This is a genomic window from Sphingobium sp. 15-1, assembly GCF_013375535.1.
GTDB classification, from domain to species: Bacteria; Pseudomonadota; Alphaproteobacteria; order Sphingomonadales; family Sphingomonadaceae; genus Sphingobium; species Sphingobium aromaticivastans.
The window spans coordinates 677639-692373 of the sequence record NZ_JABXJG010000001.1; the positions used below are offsets into that span (position 1 = coordinate 677639).

11 protein-coding genes are annotated in these 14735 nt (G+C 64.3%); 3 read left to right on the forward strand and 8 right to left on the reverse strand.

Annotation, left to right across the window (positions count from 1 at the left end; translation table 11 throughout):
* Positions 1–5 precede the first annotated feature (5 nt).
* The 3 genes from HUK72_RS03160 (at position 6) to HUK72_RS03170 (ending at position 3421) form a co-directional block, all read left to right on the forward strand.
* Complete coding sequence (locus HUK72_RS03160) at positions 6–800, forward strand: SDR family NAD(P)-dependent oxidoreductase (RefSeq protein ID WP_176595495.1); 795 nt, start codon at positions 6–8, stop codon at positions 798–800.
* Between the two features lie 142 nt (positions 801–942).
* Positions 943–1719, forward strand: a complete 777-nt coding sequence (locus HUK72_RS03165; protein ID WP_176595496.1) for an SDR family NAD(P)-dependent oxidoreductase — start codon at positions 943–945, stop codon at positions 1717–1719.
* A 55-nt stretch (positions 1720–1774) separates the two neighbouring features.
* Positions 1775–3421: a fatty acid--CoA ligase gene (locus HUK72_RS03170; RefSeq protein WP_176595497.1), complete on the forward strand. Its 1647-nt coding sequence runs from the start codon at positions 1775–1777 to the stop codon at positions 3419–3421.
* Between the two features lie 227 nt (positions 3422–3648).
* Here the strand turns inward: HUK72_RS03170 and HUK72_RS03175 are convergent, their stop codons facing one another.
* The 8 genes from HUK72_RS03175 to HUK72_RS03210 all read right to left on the reverse strand — a co-directional run bounded on the left by HUK72_RS03175 (position 3649) and on the right by HUK72_RS03210 (position 14715).
* On the reverse strand, positions 3649–5934 hold the full coding sequence (locus tag HUK72_RS03175) for a TonB-dependent receptor (RefSeq protein WP_176595498.1): 2286 nt from the start codon (positions 5932–5934) through the stop codon (positions 3649–3651).
* A 255-nt stretch (positions 5935–6189) separates the two neighbouring features.
* Positions 6190–7170, reverse strand: coding sequence for a nitronate monooxygenase family protein (locus HUK72_RS03180; protein ID WP_176595499.1), 981 nt, complete (start codon positions 7168–7170; stop codon positions 6190–6192).
* A 36-nt stretch (positions 7171–7206) separates the two neighbouring features.
* Positions 7207–8034, reverse strand: a complete 828-nt coding sequence (locus tag HUK72_RS03185; protein WP_176595500.1) for an enoyl-CoA hydratase-related protein — start codon at positions 8032–8034, stop codon at positions 7207–7209.
* A 41-nt stretch (positions 8035–8075) separates the two neighbouring features.
* Positions 8076–9107, reverse strand: coding sequence for an NADPH:quinone oxidoreductase family protein (locus tag HUK72_RS03190; protein ID WP_176595501.1), 1032 nt, complete (start codon positions 9105–9107; stop codon positions 8076–8078).
* Positions 9107–10279 carry an acetyl-CoA C-acyltransferase gene (locus HUK72_RS03195; RefSeq protein ID WP_176595502.1) on the reverse strand — a complete coding sequence of 391 codons (1173 nt, stop codon included), beginning with the start codon at positions 10277–10279 and terminating at the stop codon, positions 9107–9109. The genes HUK72_RS03190 and HUK72_RS03195 overlap by 1 nt, the downstream gene beginning before the upstream one ends.
* Before the next feature lie 23 nt (positions 10280–10302).
* Positions 10303–10755, reverse strand: a complete 453-nt coding sequence (locus HUK72_RS03200) for a MaoC family dehydratase (protein ID WP_176595503.1) — start codon at positions 10753–10755, stop codon at positions 10303–10305.
* Positions 10752–12482: an acyl-CoA dehydrogenase gene (locus HUK72_RS03205; RefSeq protein ID WP_176595504.1), complete on the reverse strand. Its 1731-nt coding sequence runs from the start codon at positions 12480–12482 to the stop codon at positions 10752–10754. The genes HUK72_RS03200 and HUK72_RS03205 overlap by 4 nt, the downstream gene beginning before the upstream one ends.
* A 199-nt stretch (positions 12483–12681) precedes the next feature.
* Positions 12682–14715 carry a 3-hydroxyacyl-CoA dehydrogenase NAD-binding domain-containing protein gene (locus tag HUK72_RS03210; RefSeq protein ID WP_176595505.1) on the reverse strand — a complete coding sequence of 678 codons (2034 nt, stop codon included), beginning with the start codon at positions 14713–14715 and terminating at the stop codon, positions 12682–12684.
* Positions 14716–14735 lie beyond the last annotated feature (20 nt).

Sequence of the window (14735 nt, forward strand, 5' to 3'; positions counted from 1 at the left end):
TTCGAATGTCGGAACTAGCAGGGCAGGCAGCCTTTGTGACGGGCGCGGGAAGCGGCATCGGGAGGGGCATCGCGCTCGCATTGGCGGCCCGAGGCGCCTTCCTTTGGGCGACCGATTTCGACGGCGACAGCGCGGAGGTCACGGTTGCGCTGATCGAGCAGGCGGGCGGGCGGGCGCAGGCCGTCAAGCTCGACGTCCGGCACGAAGCGGAATGGCTGGACAGGCTGGCGCCGACCATCGGGAGGGACGACAAGCTGACGATCCTCGTCAATTGCGCCGGTACGTCGATGGTGACGGACACATTCTCGATGTCGCTCGACGATTTCAGGCGCATCATGGCCGTCAATGTCGAGGGGACATTTCTCGGCATGAAGCACGCCGTCCCGATCATCGCGAAGTCCGGCGGCGGATCGGTGGTCAATATTTCCTCCATGGCGGGTCTCAAGGGCATCGCCGGCATGGCCGCCTATTGCGCGTCGAAGGGCGCCATCCGGATGATGACCAAGGCCGTCGCGCTCGAATGCGCCGGTCTGCGCAACAATGTCCGCGTGAACTCCGTCCATCCGGGATTTGTCGATACGCCCGCCTTGCGCAAGCATATTGATGACGCCGCGAAGGCGGGGCATGGTCGGGGCCTGGAGACGATCGATCCGGACGAAATCGCAAAGACGGCGGTGCCGATCGGTGTCGCCTGCACTTCGGAAGAGGTGGGAGAGATGGTGGCTTATCTGGTGTCGAACGGGGCAAGGCACGTCACCGGCGCCGAAATGGCGATCGATGGCGGCATGACCGCCGGTTGAGACGGAGAAAAGGCGTGGCCGCCGGAGGTGATGCGCCTGGAACGGCTCGCAGCTTCGCGGCGCATGGCCTGGAGCGTTGCTGTCGCCGCCGGTCAAGCTGTGCAAGCGCTCGCCTGAAGCGCATCAATGGAGGGAATGAAGCATGGAAATATTCGATCTGACCGGCAAAGTCGCGATCGTGACAGGCTCGTCGCGCGGCATCGGCCGGGCGATCGCGGAAGCCTATGCGGAGGCGGGCGCTCGCGTCGTCATTTCCAGTCGGAAGCAACCGGCGTGCGAGGCGGTTGCCGATGCGATCAATGCCCGTCATGGAGAGGAGCGCGCGATCGCGATCGCCGCCAGCATTTCCGACAAGGCTGCGCTTGAAGCGCTGGTCGCCCAGACTCGGGAGCGTCTGGGGCCTGTCGACCTGCTGGTCTGCAATGCGGCGTCCAACCCCTATTACGGCCCCATGGCGGGCATCACCGACGATCAGTTCCGCAAGATATTCGACAATAATGTGCTCGCCAATCACTGGCTGATCACGATGGTCGCGCCGGACATGATGGAACGGCGGGAAGGCGCGATCATCGTCGTCTCGTCGATCGGCGGGTTGATCGGATCGGACGTCATCGGCGCCTATAATGTCTCGAAGGCCGCTGATTTCCAGCTCGTGCGCAATCTGGCGATAGAGTTGGGATCGCATAACATCCGGATCAACGCCATCGCGCCCGGTGTCATCCGCACCGATTTCGCCCGCGCATTGTGGGAAGATCCCGAAGCGGAGGCCGCTCTCCGGCGGGCGACCCCGCTCGGCCGGATCGGGGAGCCTGAGGAGATCGCAGGCACGGCGGTCTTCCTCGCGTCGAGGGCGGGCGCCTATGTGACCGGTCAGGCCATCGTCGTCGATGGCGGTTCGACGATCAAAGGGACGCTCTGACATGCCTCTTGCCAGCCGCGGCGTTCTTTGACCTCACACAAGCAGGACCATCATCATGCCACTGCGCTTTGCCGAGCCGGCCCCGGAAGCCTATCATTTCCCACTCACCATCCGGCATTTGCTGGACGGCGTGCTGACGAAGGCGGGCGATCAGCAGATCGTCTATCGCGATCAGGCGGCGTTCAGCTACCGGGAGTTCGTCGGGCGCGTCGGGCGGCTGGCATCCTTGCTGGACGGCCTGGGCGCCCAGCAGGGAATGACGGTGGCCGTGATGGACTGGGACAGCCACCGCTATCTCGAAGCCTATTTTGCCGTGCCCATGATGGGCGCCGTGTTGCAAACCGTGAACATCCGGCTACCGCAACCGCAGATCGCCTACACCCTGCAGCATGCGAGGGCGGAGATATTGCTGGTCCATCGCGACTTCTTTCCTATCGTCGAAGCGCTGCTTCCATCACTTCCGGCGGTGAAGGCGGTCGTCGCCATCGCGGACGGGGCCGACGATCCTCTGCCCGATTGGGTCATGGGCGAATATGAGGCGCTCTCCGCCGCTGCGTCGCCTGACTTTCCGTTCGCGGATTTCGACGAGAATGCAGTCGCGACCCTCTTTTACACGACTGGCACCACCGGCAATCCCAAGGGCGTCTGCTTCACGCATCGTCAACTCGTGCTTCACACGCTGGCCGTCGCGGGTCCGTTTGGCGCCTCCATCGCGTCGCCCAGCCTGGGCGTCGAAGACGTGTACATGCCGCTGACGCCGATGTTCCATGTCCATGCCTGGGGCGTTCCCTACTTGGCGACCATGTTCGGCGTGAAGCAGGTCTATCCGGGGCGCTACGATCCCGCGATGATCTGCAAGCTGCGCGGCGATCACCAGGTCACCTACTCTCATTGCGTGCCGACAGTCCTGGAAATGGTCCTGAAGGCCGCCGATCAGACCGGCGCCGATCTTGCCGGATGGAAAATGACCATCGGCGGATCGGCGCTGACCAAGGCGCTTTGTGGGGAAGCCCGTCGGCGCGCTATGCTCGTTGCGGCGGGCTATGGCATGTCGGAAACCTGCCCGACGGTCCTGAAGGCCGCCCGGCGCACCGGGGAGGAATTCCGCGACGAGGATGAGATGTTGTCGACATTCACGGCTTCGGGCACTTCTGTTCCACTTGTCGAGGTCCGGATCGTGGACGATTTGATGAATCCGCTTCCCCATGATGGGCGGACCCGCGGGGAGCTGGTGCTGCGCTCTCCCTGGCTGACCTCCTGCTATGTCGGTGATGCAAAAGCCTCCGAAGCTCTCTGGCATGGAGGCTGGATGCACACTCAGGATATAGCGACGATCGACGCCAATGGTCATGTCCAGATACGCGACCGGTTGAAGGACGTGGTCAAGACCGGCGGCGAGTGGGTCGATTCCATCCAGCTCGAAGAGCTGGTCGCGACCGCCGAAGGTGTCGTCGAGGCATCCGTCATCGCGGTGCCCGATGCGAAATGGGGGGAGCGGCCACTTGCCGTGGTGGTGGCCAAGCCGGACGCCATTCTCACGCTTGAGATCATCAACGGACCGGTCGAACGCGCCATCGCGAACGGCGAGGTCACCCGTTACGCCAAGCTCGATCGCTTCAAAATCGTAGACCAGCTTCCGCGCACCAGCGTCGGCAAGATCGACAAGAAGCAACTTCGCGCCCGCTTTGCGGAAGAGCCATGAGCGACGGCCGGGGCCGGACAGCGGGCGGCTGACGGCTTTCGATCAGGGAGGAATGTGCTAGAGCCGCGATCTGATAGCATCAGATCGCGGCTCTTAGTCTTTTCTTTGGTGCGATTTCTTGACCGGTGGCCGATTCCGGTCGCTATGCAAGTGCCGTGGGCCGGAGCGGACCAACGAAGACGGGCGCCGAGATGCCCTCGACGCCCGTCTCCCCCCAATGGATGCGGTCAGAATTTGACGGACAACGACCCGCCATAGGTGCGGGGCGCGGCAGGCGCAGCGGGATAGCCGCCGGTCCCAGCCGGTCCGGCCGATTCCTGTCCGATCAGATAATAGCGCTTGTTGCCCAGATTCTTGCCCCAGACGCTGACCGTCAGCCAGTTCATCGAAGCGGGCGTGAACCGAAGCGACGCATTCACCAGCGTCACGGATTCCGCGACGAGATTATTGTCGGCGGTCCAGGGATAGGCGCCCGTGTAGGAGAGGCCGACATCACCGACCCATTCACCGATGCCGGTCGTGACCGCATAGTTGGCGCCCAGGTCGAACCGCCATTTCGGCACGTTCGCCATCCGGTTCCCGCTGCCGTCGCCCAGGACTGGCCCGGTAATGATCGAACCGGGCGTGAGGCCGCCGGAGAAGATCGGCGTATTGGTGAACCTGGTATATTCCGCGTCCAGATAGGTCACCGCGCCGCGCAGCGTCAGGCCCTTGACCGGGACAGCCTCGATAGAGCCCTCCGCCCCCCGGATTCTCGCCTTCTGGGCGTTGGTCAGGCTGACGGCCGAGACGGTGCCCGTATTGATGGTGGTCAGCACCTGCGGACTCTTGATGTCGCTCCAGAACAAGGCTCCGTTCAGTCGGATGCGGCGATCCAGAAGCTCGGTCTTCAGGCCGATTTCATAGGCCTGGACCTTCTCGGGATCGGCGGCCTCGGTCTGAAGGGGAAGCGTATTATAGGCCCCTGCCTTGAAACCCCGGCTGACCGATGCATAGGCCATCACATCGTCGGTGAAATGATGATCGAGAGCGACGCGATAGGTGAAGGCGTTGGTCTTCGTCCTGTCGGTGAAGGGGTTCGCTATGCCGGGCGCCGCGGCGGAAACCTCGCCCACGCCGGGGATCACGTAATTCTGCTCGCCATAGCCCGTTATCTTGTCATGGGTGTATCGGGCGCCCACGGTCAGATTGGTTTTCGCGCCCAGCGGAGCGGTGGCCTGCGCGAAGCCGGAATAGCTGTTGACGATCTGCTCGCTGAAGAAAGTCAGTTGCGTGCCGGGGGCGACGAACAGGTTGAACAGGTCGCCATAGCCGATCGCCGGATTATAGCCGGCCTTCCAGTGCAGATAATAGGTGCCGAAAATCCAGTTGATCTTCGATCCGGCCTTCGACTTGACCTGGATTTCCTGTGTGATCTGATCGTCCCGGTCGCCCAGATCGGCGTTGTAGAAGGGCTGTCCGCTATAGTCCAAATCGGTGCGGTAGACGCCGTCCGACTTGCGGAACGCCGAAATCGAGACGAGGTCTGCAAAACCGATGTCCTGGTCGATCCGCAGCGACCCGCCATAACCTTCCTCCGACGAGTCGGGACGATGATCGAGGCGCGTATCGTAGAATGTATCCTTGCTGTTCTTCAGCGACGTCAGCACCGATGTTCCGCCAGGACTGACCCCGAACGTCCCTTCGTAGAAATCCTGTACCGAACCGATGTCGCTCCGCGACTTGGCGTAGAAGCCGACCAGCTTGATCCGGGTGCCGTCGGCCGGTTCCCAGACGAGCTTGGACCGGACGGTCACGAACCAGCCCAGATTGGCGTCCTGACCGGTGCTGAGGCTCTTGCCCCATCCGTCGCGCTGGTCCGATCCGCCGACGGAAATATTCCATGCCAACGTTTCGGTAAGCGGGGCAGAGGCATAGAATTGCCCGCTGATCTTGTCGAAATTGGCGTAGCCGATGGTGGCGTTGACCTCGGCATCGCGGCCGGGGTCCTTGCTGAACATCTGGATCGCGCCGCCCGACGAGTTGCGGCCGAACAGCGTTCCCTGCGGGCCGTTCAGCACCTCCACGCGATCGATGCTGCCAAGTTCCAGATAGGCGGTCGCGAGCCGGGTGTAATAGACATCGTCGATATAGGTCGCGACGCTGGATTCATTGCCCAGAGATCCGTTGTTGTTTCCCACGCCTCGCAGAAACGGCAGGTAGACGCCGGCCGTGGAGGAAACCTGAAGGGAAGGGGCGACGTGCGAGAGATCAGCGAGATTTGCGACGCCGCTGGACTTCAGCGTCTCGGCGTTGAATGCGCTGACGGCGACGGGGGTGTCCTGAAGACGTTCCGACCGTCGCTGCGCGGTGACGACGATGTCCTGAAGCTGCGCGTCGCCGCCGTTCGTCGCGGCATCCTGGGCGGATGCCGCGGTTGACGTGAGACCGGTGGTGACAAGAAGCCCGCAAATAAGCTTCGGCGCAATCAGGATGCGCTTGCGATGGCTGCGAGCAATTGAACGGCTATTCACTGTCAGTCCTCCCCCAAAATTTTCGACACGGCCATGGGTCAGTTCCAGGCCTGGTTATCGTCCAAAATTAGAAGGGAGCGCCCGTTCCGGACTAGCGTCATCGGCTGCATGTGAGATATAATGCGGACGTTATGTATGGGCGCCATGCGCGACATGGCTGAGGGGCGGAACCCACTTTATTTTCCGTCTGTTCGCCCCGTCATTGGCGCAAGAGGGACGGATCAAGTCCGCCCGCCCATGCCGCCGCCCCGGCCGCTAGACAGGCTCGAACATCGACTGGAATCGCGTTCGCACGATGCCCTCGGCCTGCGACATGATGCGGTCGATCAAGGCGCGGACGGTCGGCACGTCCTGGATGAGACCTGCCACCATGCCGCAGCTCCAGGCGCCGACATCGGTTTCGCCATCCTTCATGATCCGGCGGTAGACGCCGGCCACCTCCGGCGCGATGTCCTCGAACTTGATCGCGCCGCCCAGCCGCTTTTCCTTTTCCAGAATGCGCTCGACGCCGTCGTTCGTCAGGACGCGCTCCGTATTGCGCAGCGGTCGCATGATCAACCTCGTGTCGCGCTCGCTCGCCGCGACGATCGCCGCTTTCACATTGGGATGAACGGGAGCCTCCTGGGTCGCCAGAAAGCGCGTGCCCATGTTGATGCCGTCCGCCCCCAGCGCAAGGGCGGCCATCAGCGACCGCCCGTCGGCCATGCCGCCCGAGGCGACGAAGGGAATGCGAAGTTCGTCGGCTGCGCGGGGCAGCAGGATCATGTTGGGCACATCGTCCTCGCCCGGATGACCGCCGCATTCGAAGCCGTCGACGCTGACAGCGTCGCACCCAATGGCTTCGGCGGTCAGCGCATGCCGGACGGACGTGCATTTGTGGATGACCTTGATCCCCGCCGCCTTGAGCGTCGGCAGCCATGCCTTGGGATTGTTCCCCGCCGTTTCGACGATGCGCACGCCGCCATTGATGATGGCGTCGACATAGCCCGGATAATCGGGCGGATTCACCGAGGGCAGGAAGGTGAGGTTCACGGCGAAAGGCTTGTCGGTCATGGCCCGGCAGCGGGCGATCTCATCCGCCAAAGCCGCCGCGGACGGCTGGGTGAGGGCGGTGAGAGTGCCCAGGCCCCCGGCTTCGGACACGGCGGATGCCAGTTCGGCCAATCCGACATGATGCATGCCGCCCTGGATGATGGGATGCTCGATGCCGAAAAGGTCGGTGATGCGGGTGCGCATGAGTCTAAGTCCTGTCGGTGAATTTCAGTGGCGCGTTCAGGCGCCGGAGAAAACGGGTTCGCGCTTCTCGACGAACGCTGCGGTTGCTTCGCTATGATCGGCTGTGAACATGCAGTGCACATGATGGGTCGCCTCCAGATCGAGGCATTCGTCCATCGTGCCCGACATGGCCCGGTTGAGGTTTTCCTTCATATAGCGGTGGGCGATGCCCGGTCCCACGGCCAATCGCCGGGCAATGGCCAGGGATTGCTCCGCAAGCGCCTCCGGCGAGGCTTCCCAGTTCGACAGGCCAAGCTGCATGGCGCGTTCGGAAGAGACGCGATCGGACATATAATAAAGCTCCCGCGCCCGCGCCGCGCCGATGAGCTGCGTCATGAAGAAGGTGCCGCCAAAATCCCCCGACAGGCCGACACGGCTGAACGCCGTCATCAGGATGGCGGAGGTCGACATGATCCGCAGATCGCAGGCGAGCGCGAGCGAAAGGCCGGCCCCCGCCGCCGCCCCGTTGATGACGGCGAGCGTCGGCTTGGGCATGGAGAAGAGCTTGCCGGCGGTGGCGCGCTGAACCAGGCGCTGGCGGTGGATATAGTCGTCGGGCGCCCTGCCCGGATGAGCGCTGTCATCCTGCTCGTTCATCGCCTTGACGTCGCCGCCCGCGCAGAAGCCCTTGCCCGCGCCGGTAAGGACGATGCAGCGGACATCGGGCGCGACCTCCGCGCGGGCCAGTTGATCCGACAGGGCGGCCAGCATTTCAGCGGTCAAGGCGTTGCGCGCCTCGGGGCGGTTCATGGTCAGCGTCAAAATGCCGTCGGCAAGATGCGCCAGCAGGTGGGAGGTTCCCGTTTCAATGTCGTGGTGCGCCATGGCGGTGTTCCAATCCAGAGGGATGAAGTGTCGATGGCCTGCTATCCGCGTCCGGGCGGGAGCGCGGCTGGCGAAGCGGAGGGAATGACGACGACCTTGCCGATCGCTTCGCGGCTCGCGAGGCGGGCAATGGCTTCGCCTCCTTCGGCCAGCGCGTAAGTCCGGTCGATCCGGGGGCGGATGAGGCCGTCCCGCCACCAGATGAAGAGTTGCTCGACATGGACCTTGTGGCGCTCGGGTTCGCGCGCGATGAACGCGCCCCAGAACACGCCGCGCACGTCGCAGGACTTCAGAAGCGTCAGGTTGAGGGGGAGCCGGGGAATGCCTGCCGGAAATCCGACGACCAGATACCGCCCCTCCCACGCGATGCAGCGCAGCGCCGGTTCTGCATAGTCGCCGCCCACCGGATCATAGATGACATGCGCTCCATCCGGTCCGACCGCATCCTTGAAGGCCTGGGCAAGCGCCCTGGCGCCGTCCTTGTCGAAGGGGCCCCGGTCATAGATGATCGTGCGGTCGGCGCCCGCGGCCTTGGCCGCCGCCGCCTTGTCCGGGCTGGAGACGGCGGCGATGACGGTGGCGCCCATCGCCTTGCCGACCTCGACCGCGGCCAGGCCGACACCGCCCGCCGCGCCCAGCACGAGCAGCGTTTCGCCGGCCTTGAGCTGGCCTCGGTCCGCGAGCGCATGGATCGTCGTGCCATAGGTGAAAATGAGCGCGGCGCCTTCGACGGGGTCCTGTCCCTCCGGCAAGCGGATCGCCTCCTTCGCGGGTATGACGACCTCCTCCGCCAGTCCGCCATGGGGAAGAATGGCGATCAGGCGATCCCCGACCGCCCAGTCGCGGACGTCCGGCCCCAGCGCCACGACAACGCCGGAAATCTCGCAGCCCGGCGCGAAAGGCCGGGGCGGCTTGAACTGATATTTGTCGGCTATGATCAGCGTGTCGGGATAGTTGATCGCGCAGGCGAGGATGCGGACGCGAAGCTCTCCCGCCCCAGGCGTGGGGCTTGGCAGCTCCGTGAGCGCGAGCGTGTCGGGACCGCCGACCTGGGTGGAGAGCAGCGCCTTCATCACAGCACTTCGAACAGCCCGGCCGCGCCCATTCCGCCGCCGACGCACATCGTCACGACGACATATCTGGCGCCGCGCTTCTTGCCCTCGATCAGCGCGTGACCCGTCATGCGTGCGCCCGACATGCCATAAGGATGGCCGATCGAGATCGCCCCGCCATTGACGTTGAGGCGATCGTCCGGGATGCCGAGCACATCCTGGCAATAGAGGACCTGGACCGCGAACGCTTCATTCAGCTCCCACAGGCCGACATCGTCCATGGAAAGGCCGAAGCGCTTCAGCAGTTTCGGGATGGCGAAGACGGGGCCGATGCCCATCTCGTCGGGTTCGGTGCCCGCAACCGCCATGCCGACATAACGGCCAAGCGGCGTCAGGCCGCGCTGGGCCGCCAGCTCGCTCGTCATGATGACGCAGGCGGACGCGCCATCGGACAGTTGCGATGCGTTCCCCGCCGTGATGACGCCGCCGTCGACCACGGCTTTCAGGCTGGCCAGCCCTTCCGCGGTCGTTTCCGGCCGGTTTCCTTCATCCTTCGCGATCGTCACTTCCTTCAGCGACGTCTGCCCGCTGGCCTTGTCGGTCACCGACATGGTCGCCGTGACCGGAACGATCTCCTGATCGAAGGCGCCCGCGTCCTGGGCCCTCGCGGTGAGCTGCTGGGACCGCAACGCATAGGCGTCCTGGCGTTCCCGCGAGATGCCATAGCGCCGCGCCACCGTTTCGGCGGTCTGGAGCATCGGCATGTAGATGTCGGGCACCATGGCGACGAGTTCTGGATCGGGATCGACCCGCATGGCAGGCGTCTGGACGAGGGAAATCGACTCTACGCCGCCAGCGACGACCACATCCATATGATCGACGATCACCTGCTTGGCGGCGGTCGCGATGGTCATGAGGCCGGACGAGCATTGGCGATCGATGGTCATCCCCGCTACCGAGACTGGCAGTCCGGCGCGGAGGGCGGCCGTGCGCCCGACGGTCTGCTGCACGCCCTGCGGCAGCGAGCAGCCCAGCAGCACATCCTCGATCTCGCCGGGATCGACGCCTGCGCGCTCGACCGCGGCGCGGATCGCATGCGCGGCGAGGGTGGGGGAGGGGGTTGCGTTGAACGCGCCGCGATAGGCGCGGCCGATAGGCGTCCTGGCGGTGGAAACGATGACGGCGTCGCGCATGATAGGCTCCTTTGAACAGGCAATCAGATGAAGAATTGGCTCAGCCACGTCGCGGTCAGCGCGGGCTTTTCGATACTCTCGATTTCGATCACGGCATCGCAGCTCTGCTGGAATTGGCCGGGGCGCTTTTCCTCGATGGCTTTGAGGGTCGATGCTGCGCGGATGCGGCTTCCCGACCGCACGGGATGGATGAAGCGCACGCGGTCGAAGCCATAATTGACGCCCATGCGGATCTGCAGCGCGGGTGCCCTTATGATCGTCTCCGTCAGATGCGAAAGCAGCGAAAGCGTGAGGAAGCCATGCGCGATCGTCCCGCCAAATGGAGTCTCCGCAGCGCGATCGCCATCGACATGGATATATTGACGGTCGAGCGTGGCCTCAGCGAAACGATCGATCATGGATTGATCGACCAGCAGCCAGTCCGAATGGCGGGTGACGCCCACCTCCGGTCGCAGCATTGCCAGAACGTCGCTCATGCGAACGCCTCGACGGGCATCGAGCGGACGAGCGTGCTGTGCTGCGCGACGATGGCGAGCCAAGCGCGCGCCTGCGGCAATTCGCTCTCGAAGAAATAGCGGCAAGCGAATGTCAGGCCGGAACGGAAATGGGTGGGCGGGAGCGCGGCGCCAGAGAGCGCCTGATCCAGCCAGAGCCAGGCGATGACGCCATGTCCGAAAGCCCGCAGGAACAGGGTCGCGTCGTCGAACGAAGCAGGGCCGCGTCCTTTCAACCCCGCGACAACGCCCTCAATCTCCTCCCAAAAGGCGAGCAGCGGGGCCGCAAATCCCGCGAAGACCGCATCTCCTTTCGCGCGAACGGCGGTCGCGTCGATGCGCGCGCGCAACAGGCTAAGCGCCCGCCCGTCCGAGAAGAGAAGCTTGCGGCCGAGCAGGTCGATCGCCTGGATGCCGGTCGTGCCCTCATGGATCGGGTTCAGCCGGTTGTCGCGCCAGAGCTGCTCGACGTCGAAATCCCGCGTATAGCCATATCCGCCATGGACCTGGATCGCGAGGTCGTTGGCGATGACCCCGAATTCCGACGGCCAGCTCTTGGCGATCGGCGTCAGCAGCGCGAGCAGCGTTTCCGCCTCTTCGCTGCCCTGATCGAGCAGATGGGCGCAATATAGGCAGATCGCCAGGGCGCCCTCCGCATAGGCCTTCTGCTGCAACAGCATCCGCCGCACGTCCGGATGGTCGATGATCGCGACCGGCGCGCCGCCCTTGCTTCCGACCGGCCGTCCCTGGGCCCGTTCCTGCGCGTAGCGAAGCGACTGGCGATAGCCGCGATAGGCCAGCGCGGCCGCGCCCATGCCCACCGATATGCGGGCTTCGTTCATCATCTGGAACATTTGCGGAAGGCCCTGGCCCGCCGCGCCGATCCGCCAGCCTATGGCCCCGCCGCCCTCACCGAAATTCAGCAGGCAATTGGAGGTGCCGCGATTGCCCATCTTGTGATTGAGGCCCGCGACGGCAATGTCGTTGCGACCGCCGTCGGGAAGAATCTTGGGCACCACGAACAGCGAAATGCCCTTCGTCCCTTCGGGGAGGCTGCCGTCCTCCAGAGCGATCTTCGCCAGCACGAGATGGACGATGTTCTCGCTCGCATCCTGGTCGCCGCCCGAAATCCACATCTTGTTGCCGGTCAGCCGATACCGGGCGCCAAGTTCATCCTCGCCCTCCTGCACGGCCCTGGTCCTTATGTCTCCAAGGCTCGAACCCGCCTGAGGCTCCGAGAGGCACATCGTGCCGAACCAGCGGCCTTCGATCTCAGGCAATGCGAACCGCTCGATCTGGGCGGGCGTGCCGAAGGTCGAGATCACCCGCGCATTGGCGACGGCCAGCATCGAATAGCCTGCCGTCGACACATTGGCGGCGGCGAAGTTGGAGTGGATGGCGAGGGATGCCGCGAAGCTCAGGCCAAGGCCGCCGAGATTTTCCGGGAAGCTCGCGCCGAACAGGCCCATTTCCGCGAAACGGGAAAGCGCTTCCCGCACAGCTGGCAGGATGTGCACCCCGTCGGCGTCGAGATAGGGCTCCTCGATGTCGCTCTGCCGATAATGGGGCAGGAAGAGATCGACCGCGAGCCTTTGCGCCATGTCGAGCATCGCCAGCAACGTCTCGCGCTCGTCGCCCTCCGCTATGTTCAGCCAATCGAAGAGCTGGAAGGCGAGCAGCTCCGGCGACGGCAGGGCATCGGCGCTCATGCCGCGCATTCCGGTGCCGAAAAGCGGTTCGGATGACGATCGATCATCGTCAAGCGCGTCGCATGGTGCGAGACGGGCATTTTCCACGTCATCCCTCTATCTCCCTGAATTTGAAAGGGCTTGATCGACAGCCAGCGTGCCGATGCGCCCGATTGCGGATGTAGCGGCCAAGCGGGCCTGCGCATCCATGACCTCCGCCTCACTTGTCGAGCGGCGTGCCCTGCTCAGCGCAGCGCGCAAGCAGGGGTGAGATTGTGAAGTCAGCGCCAAGACGATCCGAATAGCGGCTGAGCGAGCCGACGATGGACTTGAGACCGACCTGATCGGCCCAGAACATCGGTCCGCCCTTGTGACGCGGCCATCCATAACCATAGTTCCAGACCACATCGACATCGGAGGCGCGCTGGGCAATATCCTCTTCAAGGATCTTCGCGCCCTCGTTCACCATCGTGTAGAGCGTGCGCACGACGATCTCCTCATCCGAGATCTCGCGCGGTTCGATCCCGGCCCTGGCCCGGAAATCAGCGATGATCTGGCTGACGGCGGGCGAAGGCGCGGGCTTGCGCCTGTCGTCATAGTCATAATAGCCCGCCTTCGTCTTCTGCCCCCAGCGTCCCTCGGCGCACAGCGCGTCCTGAAGGCTTTCGATCCGCGTCGGATCGCGGTGCCAGCCAATGTCCACGCCCGCCAGATCGGCCATCTGGAAAGGCCCCATCGGCATGCCAAAGCCGGTATGGACGCGATCAATCTGTTCGGGCGTCGCCCCTTCGAGCAGCAACGCTTCGGCATTGACCTGCCGCGGGATCAGCATGCGGTTGCCGATAAACCCATAGCAAACCCCGGAGACGACCGGCACCTTGCCGATCCGGCGGGCAAGGTCCATGCCGGTCGCCAGTACGTCTGGAGCGGTCCTGGCGCCGCGAACGACCTCCAGCAATTTCATCACATTGGCGGGCGAGAAGAAGTGCAGGCCAAGCACGTCTTGCGGACGCGTGGTCGCAGCCGCGATGTCATCGATCGACAGGAAGGAGGTGTTGGAGGCGAGTATGGCCCCGGCCTTCACGACGCCGTCTAGGCGCGCGAATATCTCCTTCTTCAGGTCCATATTCTCGTAAACGGCCTCGATCACCAGATCGCAGTCGGCCAGAGCGTCGAAGTCGAGCGTTGGGGTGAGCAGCGCCATCGCCTTCTCCACCTGCCCGGATGTCAGCCGGCCCTTCGCCGCCGTCGCCTCATAATTGCCGCGGACCACGGCGACCCCGCGATCGAGCGCGTCCCGCTGCGTCTCGACGATCGTGATCGGGATTCCGGCATTCAGGAAGTTCATCGCGATCCCGCCGCCCATCGTCCCCGCGCCGATCACGCCGATCTTGCCGACCGGGCGGAGGGCGACATCCTTGGGCAAGCCTTCGATCTTCGCGGCGGCGCGCTCCGCGAAAAAGACATGGCGAAGCGCCTTCGACTGTTCGCCAACCACAAGTCCGGCAAACAGGGCGCGTTCCTTCTCCTGACCCTGATCCAGCGGCAGCATGGTCGAAGCGCGCACGGCTTCGATGCAGGCCTTGGGCGCGTCGAGACCGTTGATCTTGCGCGCATTGTCGGCGGCGAAGGTCTCAAACGCCGCAGGGTCGGCGGACACGGTGCGATCGCCTGTGCGCCGGGGCGCATCGAGGCTGCGGGCAAAAGCGATCGCTTCGGCCGCCAACGCCGGCTCGTCGCTAGCCAGACGATCCACCAGGCCGATGTCCTGCGCCTTGCGGGCGGAGATCGGACTGCCCGAGACGATCATTCCCAGCGCCGCCTCGACGCCGATCAGGCGCGGCAGGCGCTGCGTTCCTCCCGCGCCGGGCAGGATGCCCAGCAGAACTTCGGGCAGGCCCAGCTTGGCGCTGGGGGTCGCGATGCGATAATGACATCCAAGCGCGATCTCCAGCCCGCCACCCAAAGCAGAGCCGTGAATGGCGGCGACGACCGGCTTGCCGCTCGCCTCGATCGCGTCGATCACTGCGGGCAGATTGGGTTCGGTGAGCGGCTTTCCGAACTCGGTGATGTCGGCGCCCGCCGAAAAAAGCCTTCCGCTGCCCCGGATCACGATCGCCTTCACCGCGCTGTCGGTCTGCGCGCCGGCCACCGTCTGGGACAAGCCGATCCGAACGGCGGCGGAGAGCGCGTTGACCGGCGGATTGTTCAGGACGATCTCAAGAATGTCGTCGTGCAGATGAGTCTCGATCATGGAATCCTCGTTTCAGGAAA